Source organism: Lactococcus sp. LG606 (assembly GCF_017309645.1).
Lineage (GTDB): Bacteria > Bacillota > Bacilli > Lactobacillales > Streptococcaceae > Lactococcus > Lactococcus petauri.
This window is the reverse complement of record NZ_CP071301.1, coordinates 1,933,733-1,950,992: the sequence shown is the minus strand read 5'-3', so window position 1 is coordinate 1,950,992 and position 17,260 is coordinate 1,933,733. Positions and strand designations below refer to the sequence as shown.

Genomic DNA, 17,260 nt, shown 5'->3' with positions numbered 1-17,260 from the left:
CAATCTGAATTGTAAAGACTTTTCTACATATTTTTTCTAAATTTTTGCCATTTAATTTTTTTATACGTCATTTCCGAACATTATCTGACAATTCCACAATATAATTTTGCTCTTAGCACAATACTTCTTTAGAAAAAGAAAAAAGCGAGGCTAATTCTCCTCGCGTATTATCATTCTATTCTGCTAATGCAGAAAGAATGATAATAAAAAAGCACTTGCGTGCTTAGTTTTGTAACTCTTCAACGATTGTTCCTAATTTCATGCTGTTAGATCCTTTGAGTAAAAGTTGATCTTGAGGTTGAAGCGTGTTTTGGAGCGTCTCCGTCAATTGGTTAAGGTCGGTAAAGTACGATACTTTATCTTCTGGTAATTCTGCTTGCAAATATTTCATCAAGTCACCATAGAGATAAACGTGATCCATTTTCGAGAAATCAATTGCTGCGGCAATTCCTGCGTGAAGTTCTGGAGCTTGATCACCTAGTTCGAGCATATCAGCAAGAACAGTGAGTTTCCGTCCACTTTCATTTTTAGGTATGGCTTGGAAGGTTTCCAAGATAAGCTTCATTGCCGTTGGGTTAGCATTGTAAACATCACTAAGAATATCTGCGCCATTACTTGCCTTCTTCCACTCTGTACGGTTACGTGTCAAGGCAACATGAGACAGGGCGTGCTTGATTTTGGTCTCATCAATGTCAAGCAGCTTACCCACATAAGCCGCAAGCATTGCGTTAGTTGCATTAAATTTACCCGGCACCGGAATTGTAATTTCTTCGTCTAAGAAGTTTGTTGTGAAACTGAGTTGATCCTTGTGTTCGATAAGCTGTGTAACAAAAATATCCTCATCTGGTCCAAAACGGGTAATTTTTGTGTCTGCTGGTAAATACTTATTAATAATCTTATCTGCAGGCACAATAAGTTCACCATCTGGGCGCAAGCCCGCTTTAATTCCAAGCTTTCCTTCAGCAATTTTATCGCGTGTACCGAAAAATTCCAAATGTGATTCACCAATAAGCGTAACAAGAGCAATTTTAGGCTTAGCTATTTTAGATAGAAGGTCAATATCCCCCAGACGATCCATGCCCATCTCCAATACGATTTTTTCAGTATCGTCAGGCATATGAAGAATGGTATAAGGCATTCCAATTTCGTTATTATAATTGCCTTGTGTCTTATAGGTTTTATATTTTTCCGAAAGTACAGCCTGAATCATATCTTTGGTTGTGGTTTTCCCGTTTGATCCCGTCACAGCGATAACTTCTACTGCTGTTTTTTCTAGATAATACTGGGCTAATTTTTGGAAAGCTTCTAGACAATCCTCAACACGTAAATGGGGCTGGGCTACTTCTTGTTCAGCGAATGTCGCAAGAGCACCTTGTGCAAAGGCTGTCTCAATAAATGCGTGACCATCTCTTGCACCTTTAAGTGGCAAGAAAAGATCACCTTCTTGGATTTTGCGGCTGTCAAACTCAATATTATGAATTTCTGTATCTGCCAGTTCTGACCAATTATTTGTTGCGCCGACAATGCGGGCTATTTCGTGTAGTGTTAGTTTCATGATGAGTTTATTATATCAAAAGTCCTTTCATAACGCACCGATTCGCCATGAAAAGACAGCGTACGGTTGTCAACGGTAGCCTTATAACCTTATATTCAAAAACAATTACTTTTTAATAATCATTTTTATGGCTTGACTTATTTTCTTCTCACGTTCTTTTTCATCGTCACCTTCTAATAGTAGAAGGCAGTTTTGTAAATTTTCAGCTACAATCAGACCGATCAAACTGTCTAAACTTGAACGTACTGCTTTAAGTTGTGTCACTACAGCATCACAATCTTTTTCTTCTTCCAGCATGCGCAACACGCCTTGCAGTTGACCATCAGCTCTTTTCAATCTATTTTTGGTCTTGCTGTCGTAAATTGTTCCCATGTGTATCTCCTCTTTCCTCTCATTATATAGGGCGCCTCATAATTTGTCAAAAAGAGTGTGCTCAGCCCATACACTTCTTGCGTATTACCATTCTAATCTGCTAAAGCAGAAAGAATAGCTAAGGGTTCACCACTCGCTTCGCTCCTTGCGTATTATCATTCTATTCTGCTAAAGCTGAAAGAATGGTTAAGGGTTCACCACTCGCTTTGCTCCTTGCGTATTATCATTCTATTCTGCTAAAGCAGAAAGAATGATAATAAAAACTTCAGGTTCGTGGCCTGAAGTTGTTCTATTTTTATAAGAGATGACTTTCACGAATTTCGAAGGCTTCTTGAGCCAGAGAAACAAGTTCTTCAATCAACTCACTGTATGAAAGTCCCATATTTTCCCAGAGCAATGGGTACATTGACCATTGTGTGAATCCTGGAATGGCATTAATTTCATTGAGATAGATATCTCCTTGTTCATCATAGAAAAAGTCACAACGTGAGAGTCCAGCACCATTCATTGCTTGATAAGCTTTCTCTGCATAGTTACGCATTTTCTGTGCGACTTCTGCTGGAATATCTGCTGGAATGGCCATTTCGATTTTATTATCGATGTATTTTGAACGGTAGTCATAAAAATCAACGTCTTTAACGACTTCGCCAGGCAGTGTTGAACGCACTTTGCCCCCATTCCCTAAAACAGCACATTCGATTTCTCGTGCATTAACCCCTTGTTCAATCACCACACGATTATCATATTTATAAGCTTCTGCAAGACCTGCTTCTAGCTCTTCTAAGCTGCTGACTTTAGAAATGCCAACGCTTGAACCCATATTGGCTGGCTTGACAAAAACAGGGAAAGTCAGTTTCTCTTGAACTTCTGCATGAATTTTTTCTTGATTTTCATCAGCATATGCCGCAACATAAGGAACTTGCGGTACACCTACAGCACTAAATACATGCTTAGCTAAAAGTTTATCCATTGTACTGCTGGCCGATAAAATATTGGGACCAACATAAGCTAGACGCATAATTTCTAAGAAGCCTTGAATTGAGCCATCTTCGCCCATTGGCCCATGTAAAACAGGGAAAACCACTGCATCTTTTTCATAAATATCCGATGGTGCAACTTTTTGTTCTGGCTTGACCGTCTCATTGGTCATTAATTTTTCATTTTCTGCGGGTGTTTCAGTGAATTCTTGTGTTTTGATAAAATCACCAGCTTGACTGATAAAGTAAGTCTTCACTCTAAACTTGTCATAGTTTACTGCACGCATTACGCTTTCAGCTGAAAGAACGGAAACTTCTCGTTCTGCACTTCGACCACCATATAATAAAATCAATGTTTCTTTTGACATAATTTTCTCCACTTAAATTTCCATACGATTTTCAACTGCTTTAGATAGGGTAACTTCATCCGCATACTCAATATCTGAGCCAACTGCAAGGCCACGCGCTAAGCGGGTCACTTTGATTCCGGCGGGTTTAATCATCCGTGAAAGATACATCGCCGTTGCTTCACCATCAGATGTTGCATTTGTCGCGAGAATAACTTCTTCTACTTCGCTGTCTCCCATGAGACGAGTTAAGAGACTTTTCACGTTAATTTCGTCCGGTCCGATACCATTCATTGGACTAATCGTTCCGTGCAAAACATGATACAGCCCTCTGTATTCGCGGATTTTCTCCATTGCTAAGACATCTTTACTTTCCTCTACAACCAATATAGTTGTGCGATCACGCAGAGGGTCTTCACAGATAGCACAGGGATCACTCTCTGTCAGATTACCGCAAACCGAGCAAAAACGTAAATCACGTTTTGCCGAAATAAGGTTTCGGGCAAATTCATTAACATCTTGATCATCCATACCAATCGTGTGAAAGGCTAGACGTGTTGCTGTTTTTTGCCCGATACCGGGCAGTTTGCTAAAGCTTTCTATAAGTTTAGCGATTGGTTCAGGATAATAGACCATGTGTTCCTTTCTTCTTTCTGTGTGATAAAGTCATAACTATTATACCACACCTTTCGCTCAGAGAATTATCCTCATATTCTGTGGAACTATTCTACCCTGTGAATGTGAGATATTGTGTATTATACCATAACTTAAATTTCTGTACATTTAAGCCTAATGTGCTTTCAAAGAGCAACAATGACTCTCAAAGCAGCAGCAGCTTAGCCTTTTTTTTGTTATAATAAATTTCAATCCTGATAATGATTTACTGAAAGAGGACTTTCCGATATGGTTGAACAATACACCCTACAATCTAGCGATGAGCAAACTGAACTACATCTGCTTTACTGGCCGCTGGAACATCCAAAGGCGGTAATCCAACTCATTCATGGTATGGCAGAAAACATTGAACGCTACCACGCTTTTGCCCTCTACCTCAATAGTTTGGGATTCGCAGTGGTCGGTCATGACCATTTAGGACATGGGCATTCTGTACAGCAGAAAGAGCCACTTTACGGTTACTTTGGTACCGCTGGTCCCCAGAATGTCATCTCTGATATTTATCAAGTCAAAACTTGGGCAAAGAAAAAGCTCCCCACACTGCCTTATTTCATGATGGGACACAGTATGGGTTCTTTTGCTTTGCGTAACGTTCTGCAAGATTATCCTGTTGATATTCAGGGGGTAATATTTATGGGTACGGGGACAAGTCCTCTCCATTTGAATTTCTTCCTGCCCTTCATTAAGAAAATAAGTCAAAAAAAACCAAAAGTTGTCGCTCCTTTGATAGATAAGCTTGCTTTTGGTAGCTATAGCAAAAAATTCCCTGAAAAAGGGAATTTTAACTGGCTTTCGAAAAATCAAAGTAATGTCTCTTCCTATGAAAATGATCCTCTACTTGGCTTTACGTTTACACGTAATGGTTTTGCGACACTTTTCTCACTAGTCCATAGGGCCAATCAAAAAAACTGGATGTATAATATGCCCGCGGACTTGCCAATTCTAATTATCAGCGGTGCGGCTGATCCGGTCGGCGACTGGGGTAAAGGACCGCAAAAAGTTTATCAGAAACTCCAAAAAGCAGGATTTAAACACCTCAAACTCCAGCTTTTTCCTGAATTACGTCATGAGATTCTCTTTGAGACAGAATATGAAGAGGTCTACCACACTATTGGCGATTGGTTAATGCGACATCTCCCACAATAGATTCTCTGATATGCTGCACAATTTCTAGCATAAGAGGGTCTTTTTCTTCTGCATAAGTAATGCTGGTAAAGCTCCGCTGATATTTGTTGCCTAAACTTTGATAAGGCATTCCTTCTGAAATAAAGCGTTTTGAAATTAAAGACACACCTAAGCCAGCTTGAATATGGGCAATAATCATGTCATTATTGTTCATTCTTACCAAGTAACGTGGTTTAAAGCTTTCTTCTTGGAGATATTTCTTGATGTAATGCCCTACACCCGAACCAATTTCTCTTGTAAAAAAAGTTTCGCTCTCTAAGTTACCGGCAAGAACTAATTCATCTTTAAACAGTGGAAAGGCTTCTACCTGCTCACTTGCCAAAGGTTTTTCGATAATGCCAAAATGCAAATCATGATTTTCAACCTTATTAAAAACTTTTTCTGAATCATACATAGATATTTTTAAATCAATCTGATCCAAGTAAGGAACAAGTTTAGGGTATAGCAAAGGCATAATTCCGATGGCTGCACTCTGTGATATCCCAATTTTAAAAGGTTTCTTGGCAAGTGTCGTCTGATTGAGTTCAGATTGTAAGTTTTCCCAGTCTTGAACATACTGAACTGCTTTCTTATACAGCAATTTTGCTGCTTCTGTAGGAATGACTTCGCGGTTCTTTCCGCGAATGAAAAGCGAATTGCCCACTTCTTCTTCTAATTTCTTTATCCTGACCGTCACTGTGGGTTGGGAAATAAACAAGTACTGCCCTGCTTTGGTAAAACTCCGCGTTTCATATATGGCGATGAAGGTTTCAAACAGTGAAAACATTATATCTCCTTTATTTTTTTATTACTTTTTTCTATTACTATAATTACAATAATTCATTTTACAAATTAAATCAAGTGTTTTATACTTAAAGCAGTGCTTGAACTGTTAGCTTCACTACAGTTCATACTCAATAATCATGTAAATACTAGGAGTTCTCGATGAAACAAATGTTTTTAAATTTTTTGAAAAAAATCCCTATCCCTATTTGCGGTCTAATTTTAGGTATGGTCTCCTTGGGAAATCTACTTTATTCCAAAGGATTCACCTTTCTAGGAAATACTTTTGACCTTGTTGGTCTCTTTTTTATGTTTTTGATCATGTTGAAACTTATTTTTACGATGCGCCATCTGCTGGAAGCTCTTAAGGATCCTATCGTTGGCTCAGTTTCCCCAACTTTCACTATGGCTTGGATGGTCATTTGTGTCTTTCTCAATAGGATTTTCCCTCACTCAAGTCTGGTTTACTTCATTTGGCTGCTTGCTATCTTCCTACATTTTCTCTTGATGGCTTATTTTGTTGCTCTTCACATCTTGCCGCAAAAAGTCGGAATGGTCCATGTCTATCCGAGCTGGTTTATTACCTTTGTAGGCTTGGGTGTTATCCCCAATACAGCAACAGTATTTAATCTAGAAATCGGCCGTATCGTACTTTGGCCTGCGCTCCTCTTCTACTTTATATTGCTCCCGATTATTACACATCGTATCTTTATTTTCAAAAAAATGCATGAGTCGACGCTTCCACTCATCACCATCCTTACAGCTCCAGGTTCTCTCTGTTTAGCAGCCTACCTTACTGTGACAGAAAGCAAGTCAAATCTTTTTGTTTTCGGTTTATTCCTGCTTTCACAGTTGATTTATCTTGCAACTGTGGTCCTCGTTATTCCTTTGCTCCGTCTACCTTTTTACCCAAGCTACGCTGCCTTTACCTTCCCTTTGGTTATTTCTGCTACTGCAGTTCATCTTATGGCTCAAAGTTATCCGGCCTTCACAGCCTTACTTACTCCTCTCTCTATGATAGAACTTGTAATTGCCTTCTTCGCAGTTACTTACGTTTTGATTCGTTATAGCTACTTTTTAGTCAAAAAAGCTTAAATTAAAACCAACTCTCATTGAGCTGGTTTTTTATTTTATTTAAAATGATACATAGAGTTATAGAGGTTAGTAATCTCACGTGTGATATTTTGACCAATCTTCGAGGTCACACCACCTTCTTTAACTGTAGTTTGCGGAACCATAACACCGATAGAAATTTGTGGGTTTTCGGTTGGTGCATAAGCGACAACATTGTTTACTGTTACGGGTACACTTGTGCCATCTGGGGCCACATATGTTACTTCGGCAGTACCTGTTTTAGCAGAAATAGAAACTTCAGCACCTTGTGAAGGGCGCATGTAGTAACCTGTAGCACCGATTTGCCCATTTACAAAGTCATTTCCGTGAACGACTTGATACATACCATTATGTAGGACATCCATGTTTTCTGGAGTGATATTTACTTTGTCCATGATTTTCGGCGTGATATTTTTAACGAGTTTACCCATGCCTCCTTCAGAGTTGGTTTCATAGATACCATCCACAATATGCGGTGCTAAACGCTCACCATTATTTGCCAAGGTCATACCGTATGTTGCAAGTTGAAGTGGTGTATAGGTATCAAACTGACCGAAAGATTCCATGAGCAAGTCAGAAACTGTTATGTTATTTGCATCTTTGATGTAGCCTTGTGTTTCTCCAGGAATGTCAAAGCCTGTTGAGGTTCCCATTCCATAGGAAGCAAAGGCTTCACGTAGCTTTTTGAAGGCAGCTACACGGTCTGTACCATCAACAGCCATGTTAGGAACGTAAGGTTGACCTAGCAACTTGAGTGCTATTTGAACCATATATGTATTAGAAGAATATTCTAGGGCTTGAACAGCATTAATTGGAAGGATGCCATTGGTAAACCATGATTCGATCAAACTTGACCCTGCTATCTGGATAGGCATATCATTGAGAATTTGATTACCGGCAATAACATTAGCATTCCAGCCTGCTGTCAGCGTTGCTGGCTTAATTACCGAACCAGGGACAAAAGCAGATTGGAAAGTACCATTAGTGTTACTTTGCATTGCCCCTGTTTTTTCATCACGTTCAAGCCCCGATAAGGCTAAAACCGCGCCCGTCTTAGAGTCCAACACAACAGCATATGCGCCCTGAGAATAAGTCCCAAAACCATCCGCGATCATATTGTTCATTTCGGTTTCCAAAATCTTATCAACAGCATCTTGGAATTTCAAATCGATCGTAAGTTTGAGATTATCTCCCTTGCTCCCTTTTTGTTTCACTTCCGTTCCAGTGACATTGCCTTGCTTATCGGTCAATACGTTACTAATCGTATGTGTCCCTTGCAAGTACTTTTCATAGCCCTTTTCTAAAAAGGCAGTCCCGACACGGTCATTGCGTTGGAAACCTTCTTTAAGATACTCATCCAGCAATTCTTCTGGAACCCCTTGTTTCTGAGTCGTTACCGTACCTAATATAGGCTTAAGCGCTGTATCCGCATATTTGCGGTTCCAGCTAGTTCCTACAGAAATCCCCTGCAGTTCGCCCTCATGTTCTCCAATATAAGCCTGCTGTTCTGCTGTAAGATTACTTGTTGTAATAATCGTTGTATTAAAGATTGTTGTTGAATTCATTTCTTTAAAGAGCTTGACTGCAAACATTTGCTGCTCATTAAAGTTAATATCCGTCTCGGTTACCTTACTGAGTTGGACATTATAAATTTCAGAACCTGAAAGCGAATTCCCCTTCTCATCTGTTTTTTCTTCCTTAGTCAGACTTTTAGCAATTTTCTCCAAGTTGTTGGCATCAGCCAAAAAATAATCCTTTTTATCTCGCTCGGTAATTTGTTTAAAATCATTGTCTAAAGTTAAGATGCCAGCAAGACGGTCTGCAATTTTACGCATATCATCTGCTGTCGTATTTTGCCCGCGCGTGTACTCGATCGCTTCAACAGGTTCTGTTGTCGCTAAAGGAACACCTTTCGCGTCATAAATATTCCCACGAGGTGCGCCTTGAACGATTTGTAGCGAGCCTGCGCCCCCTGCTTGTTTACTTTCATAAAAGCTCTGATTCATGATTTGCATGTGGTACAGCTTACCAATCAAAACTAAAAAGAGAACCGTGATGACAAAAAAGAGAAGCTTAACGCGCCCAGATGCCAACATGGTTGGGTTTTTTAATAACTTACGTGTTTTATCTTTTTTTCCGTTTAATTCGTTTCGTGTTTTTCTTTTCTCAGACATGGAACCCTATCCTAATTTTAACTCGTCATATTTATACCTAAACATTTTACCACAATAAGCTGTATTTTACCTTACATTTTTTAAAGAAAAGAAAAAACCTGCTTGATGCAGGTCTTATCGTATTATTTATGCTTGTTTTGGTGCAAGGTAGTATTCCTTAACAAGGTTCAAATTATCATCAAATTCGAACACGAGTGGTGGGAAGTTAGGGATTTCAACATCCATGATTTCATCATCTGAAAGCTGTTTGATATGTTTTACCAATGCGCGGATTGAGTTACCGTGCGCACCAACGAATACGTTTTTACCATCTTTCAATGCTGGAGCGATTTGATCTTCCCAGAATGGCAATGAACGTTCAAGTGTAACTTTGAGGTTTTCAGCATCAGGGATAAGGCTATCTTCAAGGTTAGCATAACGACGGTCAGCATGTGCTGAGTACTCATCATCACGTGGCATTGCTGGTGGCAATACATCATATGAACGACGCCAGATGTGAACTTGCTCATCACCGTGTTTTGCAGCAGCGTCAGCTTTGTTCAAGCCAGTCAAACCACCGTAGTGACGTTCATTTAAGCGCCAAGTTTTTACAACTGGTACCCAAAGTTGGTCAGAGTATTCAAGTGCATAGTTTGTAGTTTTGATCGCACGTTTCAATACAGAAGTGTACGCGATATCAAATTCGATACCTGCAGCTTTGATGAGTTTACCTGCATCAATTGCTTGTTGTGTTCCGTTTTCTGAAAGGTCCACGTCAGCCCAACCTGTGAAAAGGTTAGCCAAGTTCCATTCTGATTCACCGTGACGTGCAAAAACTAATTTTACCATTATGTGAGTTCTCCTATGTTAAATGTTTTACAAAATTTGTATACTGCTCTATTTTACACTAATTTTCATATTTTTTCTAGCCTAGACTCTAGGCTGGCTAAAACTTATAATTTTCAAAATAAACTTCTAAACTGCGCTTGTAAGACTTGGCTGCATCTGTTAAAAGTTGACCTTTTTGTTTAACCAAAATCAAGCTGTTTACATTATCTCCATCCATTGGAATAACCGTGACATTGTGTACACTTTCCTTATCAATAAATCCTAAACCTGTCGCATAGGCATCTGTACGCTCCAAGATACCATTTAAGGTTGCACGGTCGGTCACATTATAAATAAAAGTATTTTCAAAAGTTTCCACAAGGTCTTCCGAGTAGTAAAGAAATTGTTCATTTTCTTGAGTGAAGCGAACACGGTCTAAAGCTTTCAAATCACTTGTTTTGATGCTTTTCTTACGTGTCAAAGGATGATTTTTACGTAAATAAATATGTGTTTGTGAAATAAAAAGCTCTTCATAATCTAGCTCCAGCTTATCCAGCATACGGAGAATACCAGAACGATTATGCTTATTCAAGTACACAACACCAAGCTCGCTATGCCCTTGAGCCACTTCTTGTAAAATATTATAAGTCGTTGATTCAAAGACACGAAAATTCTTGATTTCAGGATTTTTCTTTGAAAATTCAACACCTACAGGAGCAAGAAAATCATAGTGCTGGCTTGCAACTGAAAAATGTCGTTCGGCTTCTTTCGGCTTTGCATATTTCGACTCAAAAGCTTCAAAGTCTCGTAAAATCGCTTGCGCTTGCTCATAGAAACGTTCACCTTCAATCGTCAAGCTGGCTCCCGTGTTTGTCCGTTCAAAAATTTGGAAATTAAGCTCTTGCTCCAAATCCTTAACCGCAATTGACATAGATGGCTGACTCACAAAGAGCTGCTCACTCGCCTCACGAAAGGTTCCACTGTTAGCGATAGCCACAACATAACGAAGCTGTTTGATGTTCATTTTTGCACTCCTTGATATTTCTTTAGCATTAATTAATAAATACTATTCCCGGGAACTCTTTTCACTCTCCCTTTTTGGTTTCGCACTAAGGGTGAAACCCGCCGCAACATTAAAAAAAGCCTATAGTTCAATTATACACTATTGACTAGGCTTTTTATTTTATTTTATAACTTAGTTTGCTCTTTTTTCGACATCTGCACGTTTCCAAAGGACACATTGATATTTTTCACACCAGAAGACATCTTCTTCTTTTTTCTTCACATGACTAAGCTGAAAAGTAAAGAGGTCGTCGACTTTAGTTCCCAGAATCTCTGCTAATTTAAAAGCTAGCAGAAGTTCGGGATCGTATTTATCATTTTCGATAGCATTGACGGTTTGTCGACTCACGTGAGCGATGCGCGCCAAATCTTCCTGAGAAAGTTTTTGAGCTTGTCTAAATTCACGAATTCTGTTTTCCATGCTTCCTCCTGATGATTTTGTTAAATCTGTGTTACTTTTACTATTTAATCATCTTTTGAGGCTTTTTGCAATATTTTTTTCCCAAAAGTCACTGATTCCTAAGCGTTTTTCTCGTCTTTTACACAAACCAAACGATAAATGGCATCTGTGTAGATTTCAATAGCTTTATAAAGTTCTTCAAGCTTTATATGCTCATCTGTTTGGTGCATAGTAAATGCAGAATCAGGGAAAAGAGCCCCATAAGCTACACCGCGTTTCATTAATCGCCCATATGTTCCACCACCTACTGTTTGTGGTGGACTGTCATCACCCGTGTGTTCGCGATAAGTACTCAAAAGCACTTGCACTAACGGATCTTCTGGTGAAAGATAGTGCGGTTGGTAGTTAATAAGCGCACTAATGCTTACTTTCTGGATAAAAGCAGTCAAATGCTTACTAAGTCGTTCTTGGATATCTTGCTCTGTCAAACCTTTCGGGTGACGGATATTGAGTGCAATCTTATTTTCCTGTCCATCCTCTGCAAAGTGAAAGACAGAAGGATTGACCGACAGTTTACCCATGTCCTCATCTTCATAAGCAATTCCAATATTCTTTCCTTCAAAATCTTGGTGAAGCTTCTGGCCAGCCACTTCTAGAAACTTTTGTGCATCTGCTCCAAAATCATATGCAGCAAGGAACTTGGCTAAATATGTTGCAGCATTTTCTCCAATTTCTGGTGTGGAACTGTGTGCTGATTTCCCTTTAATTTGTAAGGAAGTTTTTGCTCCTGTTTTCGCAAATCTTCCTTCCAGCCTGTTCTTCTCCAGGTATTTTTCAAAATCGACTTTCAAGTCGAGAGGACTCGTAATCAAAGTCTTAGCCTCTTCTGGCACACAATTTTCTTGTATGCCACTCCTAAAATCATGGAGAATAAAGTCACCGTCATTTTTATGTCCAAAGTGCAGATACTCGGTAAGATTACTTTTTTCACCATTAACTACCGGAAAGCGTGCATCTGGTGAGAAGCCAAAATCTGGCAATTGTACTTTGGGAAGGTAATAAGCCATATCCTTCCATCCACTCTCTTCATCAGTTCCAATAATAAAGTTTACTTTTTTATAGAAAGGTACACCAGCCTCTTTCAAAATTTTCAAAGCATAATAGGTGGCCAGTGCAGGTCCTTTATTATCTAGAACACCGCGAGCATACAACCGTCCTTCTCTAAGTGTTGGTTCGTAAGGAGGGTTTGTCCAGCCTTGACCTGCTGGAACAACATCAGCATGAACAAAAATCCCCAATGTTTCTTCTCCTTGACCATAATGTACTTCTCCAACATAATTCTCAAAATTTGCTGTTTTGAAACCATCTTTGTGGGCAATCTTTAGAAACTCCAGCATAGCAAGACTCGGTCCTGGACCAAAAGGAAATTCTCCGTTAGCCTCTTCATCATTTCGCTCAGAGTTTATTTTTAGTAACGCAATTAAGTCTTGCAAAAAGACCTCTTTACGTTTTTCTACTTCACTTTTAAAATCAATCGTCATGCACTGTCCCCCAGTTTACATCATTTATGGGTCACGCTCTTTGCCCATGTATCGCCAATAACCTGAACCAAAAGAACCAAAATCAGGATAAGTAAGGTTGCCAAGAAGGTCACATCATTAGAAAAGCGATTGTAGCCATATGCGATGGCTGTGTTTCCTAATCCTCCTGCTCCAATCGCACCCGCCATAGCTGTTAAACCAATCAAGGAAATAATCGTAACGGTAGATACCCGAATCAAACTACCAAGTTCTTCACGAAGATAAACTGTAAAGACGATATCCCAGAAATTAGCGCCTACAGTCTGTGCTGCTTCGACCGTCCCTTTATTTACACTTTCTAAAGCAACTTGAACTTGACGTGCATAAAAAGGAAAGACACCAAGTGTCAAAGGGACCAAAGCTGCTGTTGTTCCAATCTGTGTACCCACAATTTTTTGAGTGACAGGAGCAATAATAGCAAGTAAAACGATAAAGGGTACTGCACGGAAAATTGATGTAAACTTATCCAAAAAAGAGTAAAGTGCACGATGAGGCGTAATCCCTCCTTCGTTAGTCACAACAAGAGCGACACCAAATACCAGTCCAAGAAGCCCACCAAAAAGTCCTGACCAAAAAACCATAAAGAGTGTTTCTATGATTGAAGTCACCCAACCTGTATCTCCGTGTAAACCTAAGGCTACAACATTTGGAAAATGTTCTGTAAACCATGCTGTCATTTATTTCACCTGCGCTTTCAATACTGTAAACTCAATATTTTGGCCTGCCAAATATTCTTTAGCAGCCAAACGATTTTCTTCTGTTCCTTTTAGAGACACGACTAAAGAACCAAAACGTGTATTTTGTAGAACCTCAACATTCCCATAGAAGATATTCGTTGAAACATCAAATTTGCGGGTAATTTCCGACATAGCTGGTTCTCCTGATTGATTGCCATAATAGGACAAATAGATCAGTTCTTCATCATCTGCCAGGTCACTGAATGTATCATTTTCAGTCAATGAATGAATAAAACGAGAGACATTCGATGTGGTATCGATGAATTGTTGTGTCAGTTGCTCTTGAGGATGGGCAAAGATTTCTAAAAGATTATTTTGCTCAATCACTTCACCATTCTGCATAACTGCAACTTTATTGGCGATTTCTTTCACAACATGCATTTCATGAGTAATTAAAACGATAGTGAGACCCAAACGTTTTTGGAGATCCTTCAACAAGTCCAAAATTTGATTAGTTGTTTTTGGATCCAAAGCAGATGTTCCTTCATCAGAAATCAAAATTTCGGGATCATTCGCCAAGGCACGCGCAATCGCTACACGTTGCTTTTGTCCACCTGATAATTGGGCTGGGTACTTTTCTTCAAACTCTGACAAACTAACAAGATTAAGCAAGTCACGAATTTTTTCTTCCTTCTGTTTATCAGATAAAGGGCTATGTAAAAGCGCAAATTCGATATTTTCAAAAACCGTTTTTTCATTAAGGAGGTTGAAATGTTGGAAAATCATTCCGATTTTTTGACGTTCTTTACGGAGCTCTGCCGTCTTAATTTTAGCTTGATCCTTACCATCAGCTCCCACTTTAAAAAGAACCTTGCCATTGACTTTCACCTCACCAGCACTTGGTTTTTGCAGAAGATTAATCGTACGGACAATCGTTGACTTGCCAGCACCTGAGTAGCCGATAATTCCAAAAATATCGCCTTTTTCGATATGGATTGTTGTATCTTTGACTGCATCCACCTTATTTTTCTTGGTCTCATAGGAAACTCTGATATTATTTAGTTCAATAATTGCCATCTTCTTCTCCACTATTTATGATTATTTCAATTTCAAATTCCAAGCAGGAATTGTTCCTTTTTCAGGGTACAATTTTGCAAATAATTCTTCTGTTTCTTTGGTTTGATAGGCTTTAACGACATCTTTGTAAAGTTGATTGTCTTTATCGTCTTTTCGTGCCACAATAATGTTAATCCATTGTTTTGAATTTTCATTTAAAGGTTCTGTTGCAATAACTTCCTTGTTTGTCAAACCTGCAGGAACTGAAAAGTCATTATTTACAACTGCTGCATCAACTGAAGACAGGGCTGAAGCTGTTTGCGACCCGTCCAATTCTTTGATCGTCAAATCTTTTGGATTTTCAGTAATATCTTTAACTGTTGCCAAAGCTCCAGCCTTTGTATCTAACTTAATCAAGCCAGCACTTTCTAAAACGTAAAGGGCTCGACTTTCGTTAGAGGTATCATTAGGTACCGCAATTGTTCCTTTATTAGGAATCTCCTTCACATCTGTATGTTTCTTCGAGTAAAGACGAATTGGTGAAACTAAGATATCGCCAATGGGTTGTAAATCAGCATTATTGGCATCATTCCATTCTTTAAGGAAAGCGTAATGTTGGAATGCATTAATGTCCACATCACCATTTACCAAGGCTGTATTGGGTTGGTTATAGTCCGTGAAGCGGACAAATTTGAGATTGATACCGTATTCATCTTTTGCCGTCTTCGCTACCGAATCCCAAATCTCAGTGCTCTCTTTTGAACCTGACATAATACCGACCTTAACGGTTTTATCTTCAGCAACATCCTTCTTGAAGAATGAGAAGTAGCCGATAAGTACGACAACGACGAGCGCTACCACAGCAATAATTTTGTTTCTTGTTTTCTTTTTCATAATAAGTCTCCCCTTTATTAACAATAATAATAACAGTATAGTCAAAAACAAAAAAATAATCCGCCTCTATAAATAGAAACGAATTATCGTGGTACCATTCTAATTTCACGTAAAATACCAAAAAAGGATGTCTTACGTCTTGCTAATTATCTTTGGTGACAAGCAAGACTGCCCCAAAAATAATGTGTTCAATAACGAGAACCACTCCGTTAACAGTTTATTTAGAAAGTAAACTCACTGTTACGCGATTTCTAGGCCATTTTCAAAGTTTCCATTAGTCTTGCTCTCACTAGCTGCAAGCTCCCTGTGCTAACTTTCGCTTTTACTCTCCTAGTCGCTTTCTTTGCTTTTTGACTATGAATTTATTCTATCAAATTTATTTTCGGTTAGCTTTACAAATTTTTAATGTCCACTTTTAAAATAATAAAACCCTCATCCAAAGATGAGGGTTAATCGGTCATAATCCGCTATTAACATTTGTGGCTAAAGCCCTAACTGTTTGACGGAAAGTCCTATTGGAATTTTCCTAGGCGTATTAAGATTATAGATACATGATTTTGAACAAAGCGACAGCGGCAAGTGCTGCAAGGATAGGTGCTGTAACAGGTACCCATGAATACCACCATTTACTGTCCCCTTTGTTTTCACCTAAAATAGATTTTGGTAAAAGTGAGTGCAAGATACGTGGGCCAAGGTCACGTGCTGGGTTCAAACCAGGACCTGTAGGTCCTCCAAGTGAAGCAACCAATACGAGCACAAGGAAACCAAGGACAACGTGGCTGATTGCTGCTGATGAAGCTGCACCTGATACTGATGCTGCGATTTGTCCAGTAACATCTGCACTTGTTACATCTGCACCTTGTTGCGATGCGTAGTTTGTCATCCAGTTGATTGATTCAACACCACGATAAAGTTTTGTTAAGCCCATCGCTCCAAAGAAGAGGACGAATGATCCAACAAACTCGTTCAAGAAACCATTAACCAAGGCACCTGTATGTGTAGTGATTGTGCCATCATCAACGTTATCGATTGTTGAGAAAGTTCCTAAAATAGCATTTGGATTTTCTGTTTTGAGATAGTAAGGGCGATAAACCATTACGACGATCAACTGACCAAACATCGCTCCAAGAAGTTGAGCAAGAATATAGAATGGCACTTGTGCCCAAGGGAAAAATCCTGATGCTGCAAGTCCAAGTGTAAAGGCTGGGTTGATTTGAGCTGTGACATTACCTAAAGCTACGGCTGGTAACATTACACCAAGTCCGTAACCCCAAGCGATAATCAACCAAGATTGACCAAAGGCTTTTGTACCTTTAAGTTCAACGTTCGCTACGGCACCATTACCCAAGATAAGCAAAAGGGCAGTACCAATAAATTCAGTGAGATATTTCACTGTCCATGAATAGTCCATGAATTCCTCCAAGTAATAAAAATTAATGACAAAATAAAAACGAGATTAACTAATGTTAAACTCTTTTGTTATACATAGACATTATAGCACGTTTTTTTTATTTTGGCTAAAAAGATGTGAATTCTTGAACAGAAAATTTGTTTGACGAGAGAAAAGGGGAGAAACGGCTTCATGTAAGCGATTGCTCTTGTATTTGAAATTAAAAATAACAAT

Annotated in this window: 16 protein-coding genes; 2 read left to right on the top strand and 14 right to left on the bottom strand. The window is 39.0% G+C overall.

All coding sequences use genetic code 11. The annotated features are described in order from the left end of the window. Positions 1-223 precede the first annotated feature (223 nt). The 4 genes from murF to recR all read right to left on the bottom strand — a co-directional run bounded on the left by murF (position 224) and on the right by recR (position 3,887). On the bottom strand, positions 224-1,555 hold the full coding sequence (murF, locus tag J0J35_RS09665) for a UDP-N-acetylmuramoyl-tripeptide--D-alanyl-D-alanine ligase (protein ID WP_206916783.1): 1,332 nt from the start codon (positions 1,553-1,555) through the stop codon (positions 224-226). A gap of 105 nt (positions 1,556-1,660) precedes the next feature. Continuing rightward, positions 1,661-1,927, bottom strand: coding sequence for a metal-sensitive transcriptional regulator (locus J0J35_RS09660; RefSeq protein ID WP_003133815.1), 267 nt, complete (start codon positions 1,925-1,927; stop codon positions 1,661-1,663). 295 nt (positions 1,928-2,222) lie between these two features. Further along, positions 2,223-3,272, bottom strand: coding sequence for a D-alanine--D-alanine ligase (locus J0J35_RS09655; protein WP_040086781.1), 1,050 nt, complete (start codon positions 3,270-3,272; stop codon positions 2,223-2,225). A gap of 12 nt (positions 3,273-3,284) precedes the next feature. Continuing rightward, on the bottom strand, positions 3,285-3,887 hold the full coding sequence (recR, locus tag J0J35_RS09650; RefSeq protein ID WP_017368792.1) for a recombination mediator RecR: 603 nt from the start codon (positions 3,885-3,887) through the stop codon (positions 3,285-3,287). A gap of 267 nt (positions 3,888-4,154) precedes the next feature. Between recR and J0J35_RS09645 the strand changes: the two genes are divergently transcribed. Next, positions 4,155-5,072, top strand: a complete 918-nt coding sequence (locus J0J35_RS09645) for an alpha/beta fold hydrolase (RefSeq protein WP_040086784.1) — start codon at positions 4,155-4,157, stop codon at positions 5,070-5,072. Here the strand turns inward: J0J35_RS09645 and J0J35_RS09640 are convergent. Next, positions 5,035-5,877, bottom strand: a complete 843-nt coding sequence (locus J0J35_RS09640) for a LysR family transcriptional regulator (protein ID WP_061413852.1) — start codon at positions 5,875-5,877, stop codon at positions 5,035-5,037. The genes J0J35_RS09645 and J0J35_RS09640 overlap by 38 nt on opposite strands. A gap of 158 nt (positions 5,878-6,035) precedes the next feature. Between J0J35_RS09640 and J0J35_RS09635 the strand changes: the two genes are divergently transcribed. Next, positions 6,036-6,968: a TDT family transporter gene (locus tag J0J35_RS09635; protein WP_191672866.1), complete on the top strand. Its 933-nt coding sequence runs from the start codon at positions 6,036-6,038 to the stop codon at positions 6,966-6,968. A gap of 35 nt (positions 6,969-7,003) precedes the next feature. On the opposite strand, the gene J0J35_RS09630 is transcribed toward J0J35_RS09635, so the two are convergent. The 9 genes from J0J35_RS09630 to gla form a co-directional block, all read right to left on the bottom strand. Then, positions 7,004-9,160: a penicillin-binding transpeptidase domain-containing protein gene (locus J0J35_RS09630; RefSeq protein ID WP_206916781.1), complete on the bottom strand. Its 2,157-nt coding sequence runs from the start codon at positions 9,158-9,160 to the stop codon at positions 7,004-7,006. Between the two features lie 126 nt (positions 9,161-9,286). Further along, the gene (locus J0J35_RS09625; protein WP_003133801.1) at positions 9,287-9,988 is read right to left on the bottom strand and encodes a phosphoglycerate mutase; all 702 of its coding nucleotides are present in this window, start codon (positions 9,986-9,988) and stop codon (positions 9,287-9,289) included. 97 nt (positions 9,989-10,085) lie between these two features. Then, entirely contained in the window at positions 10,086-10,991 is a 906-nt protein-coding gene (locus J0J35_RS09620) for a LysR family transcriptional regulator (protein ID WP_003133799.1), read from the bottom strand. Between the two features lie 171 nt (positions 10,992-11,162). Continuing rightward, complete coding sequence (locus J0J35_RS09615) at positions 11,163-11,450, bottom strand: helix-turn-helix transcriptional regulator (protein WP_003133798.1); 288 nt, start codon at positions 11,448-11,450, stop codon at positions 11,163-11,165. 98 nt (positions 11,451-11,548) lie between these two features. Then, the gene (pepV, locus tag J0J35_RS09610) at positions 11,549-12,970 is read right to left on the bottom strand and encodes a dipeptidase PepV (RefSeq protein WP_019291409.1); all 1,422 of its coding nucleotides are present in this window, start codon (positions 12,968-12,970) and stop codon (positions 11,549-11,551) included. A gap of 20 nt (positions 12,971-12,990) precedes the next feature. Continuing rightward, positions 12,991-13,686, bottom strand: coding sequence for a methionine ABC transporter permease (locus J0J35_RS09605; protein WP_003133796.1), 696 nt, complete (start codon positions 13,684-13,686; stop codon positions 12,991-12,993). Further along, the gene (locus J0J35_RS09600; protein ID WP_206916780.1) at positions 13,687-14,763 is read right to left on the bottom strand and encodes a methionine ABC transporter ATP-binding protein; all 1,077 of its coding nucleotides are present in this window, start codon (positions 14,761-14,763) and stop codon (positions 13,687-13,689) included. It lies immediately after the preceding gene. A 21-nt stretch (positions 14,764-14,784) separates the two neighbouring features. Beyond that, positions 14,785-15,636 carry a MetQ/NlpA family ABC transporter substrate-binding protein gene (locus tag J0J35_RS09595; protein ID WP_019291412.1) on the bottom strand — a complete coding sequence of 284 codons (852 nt, stop codon included), beginning with the start codon at positions 15,634-15,636 and terminating at the stop codon, positions 14,785-14,787. Positions 15,637-16,177: 541 nt separating this feature from the next. Next, positions 16,178-17,047: an aquaglyceroporin Gla gene (gene gla / locus J0J35_RS09590; RefSeq protein WP_003133793.1), complete on the bottom strand. Its 870-nt coding sequence runs from the start codon at positions 17,045-17,047 to the stop codon at positions 16,178-16,180. Between the last annotated feature and the right edge of the window lie 213 nt (positions 17,048-17,260).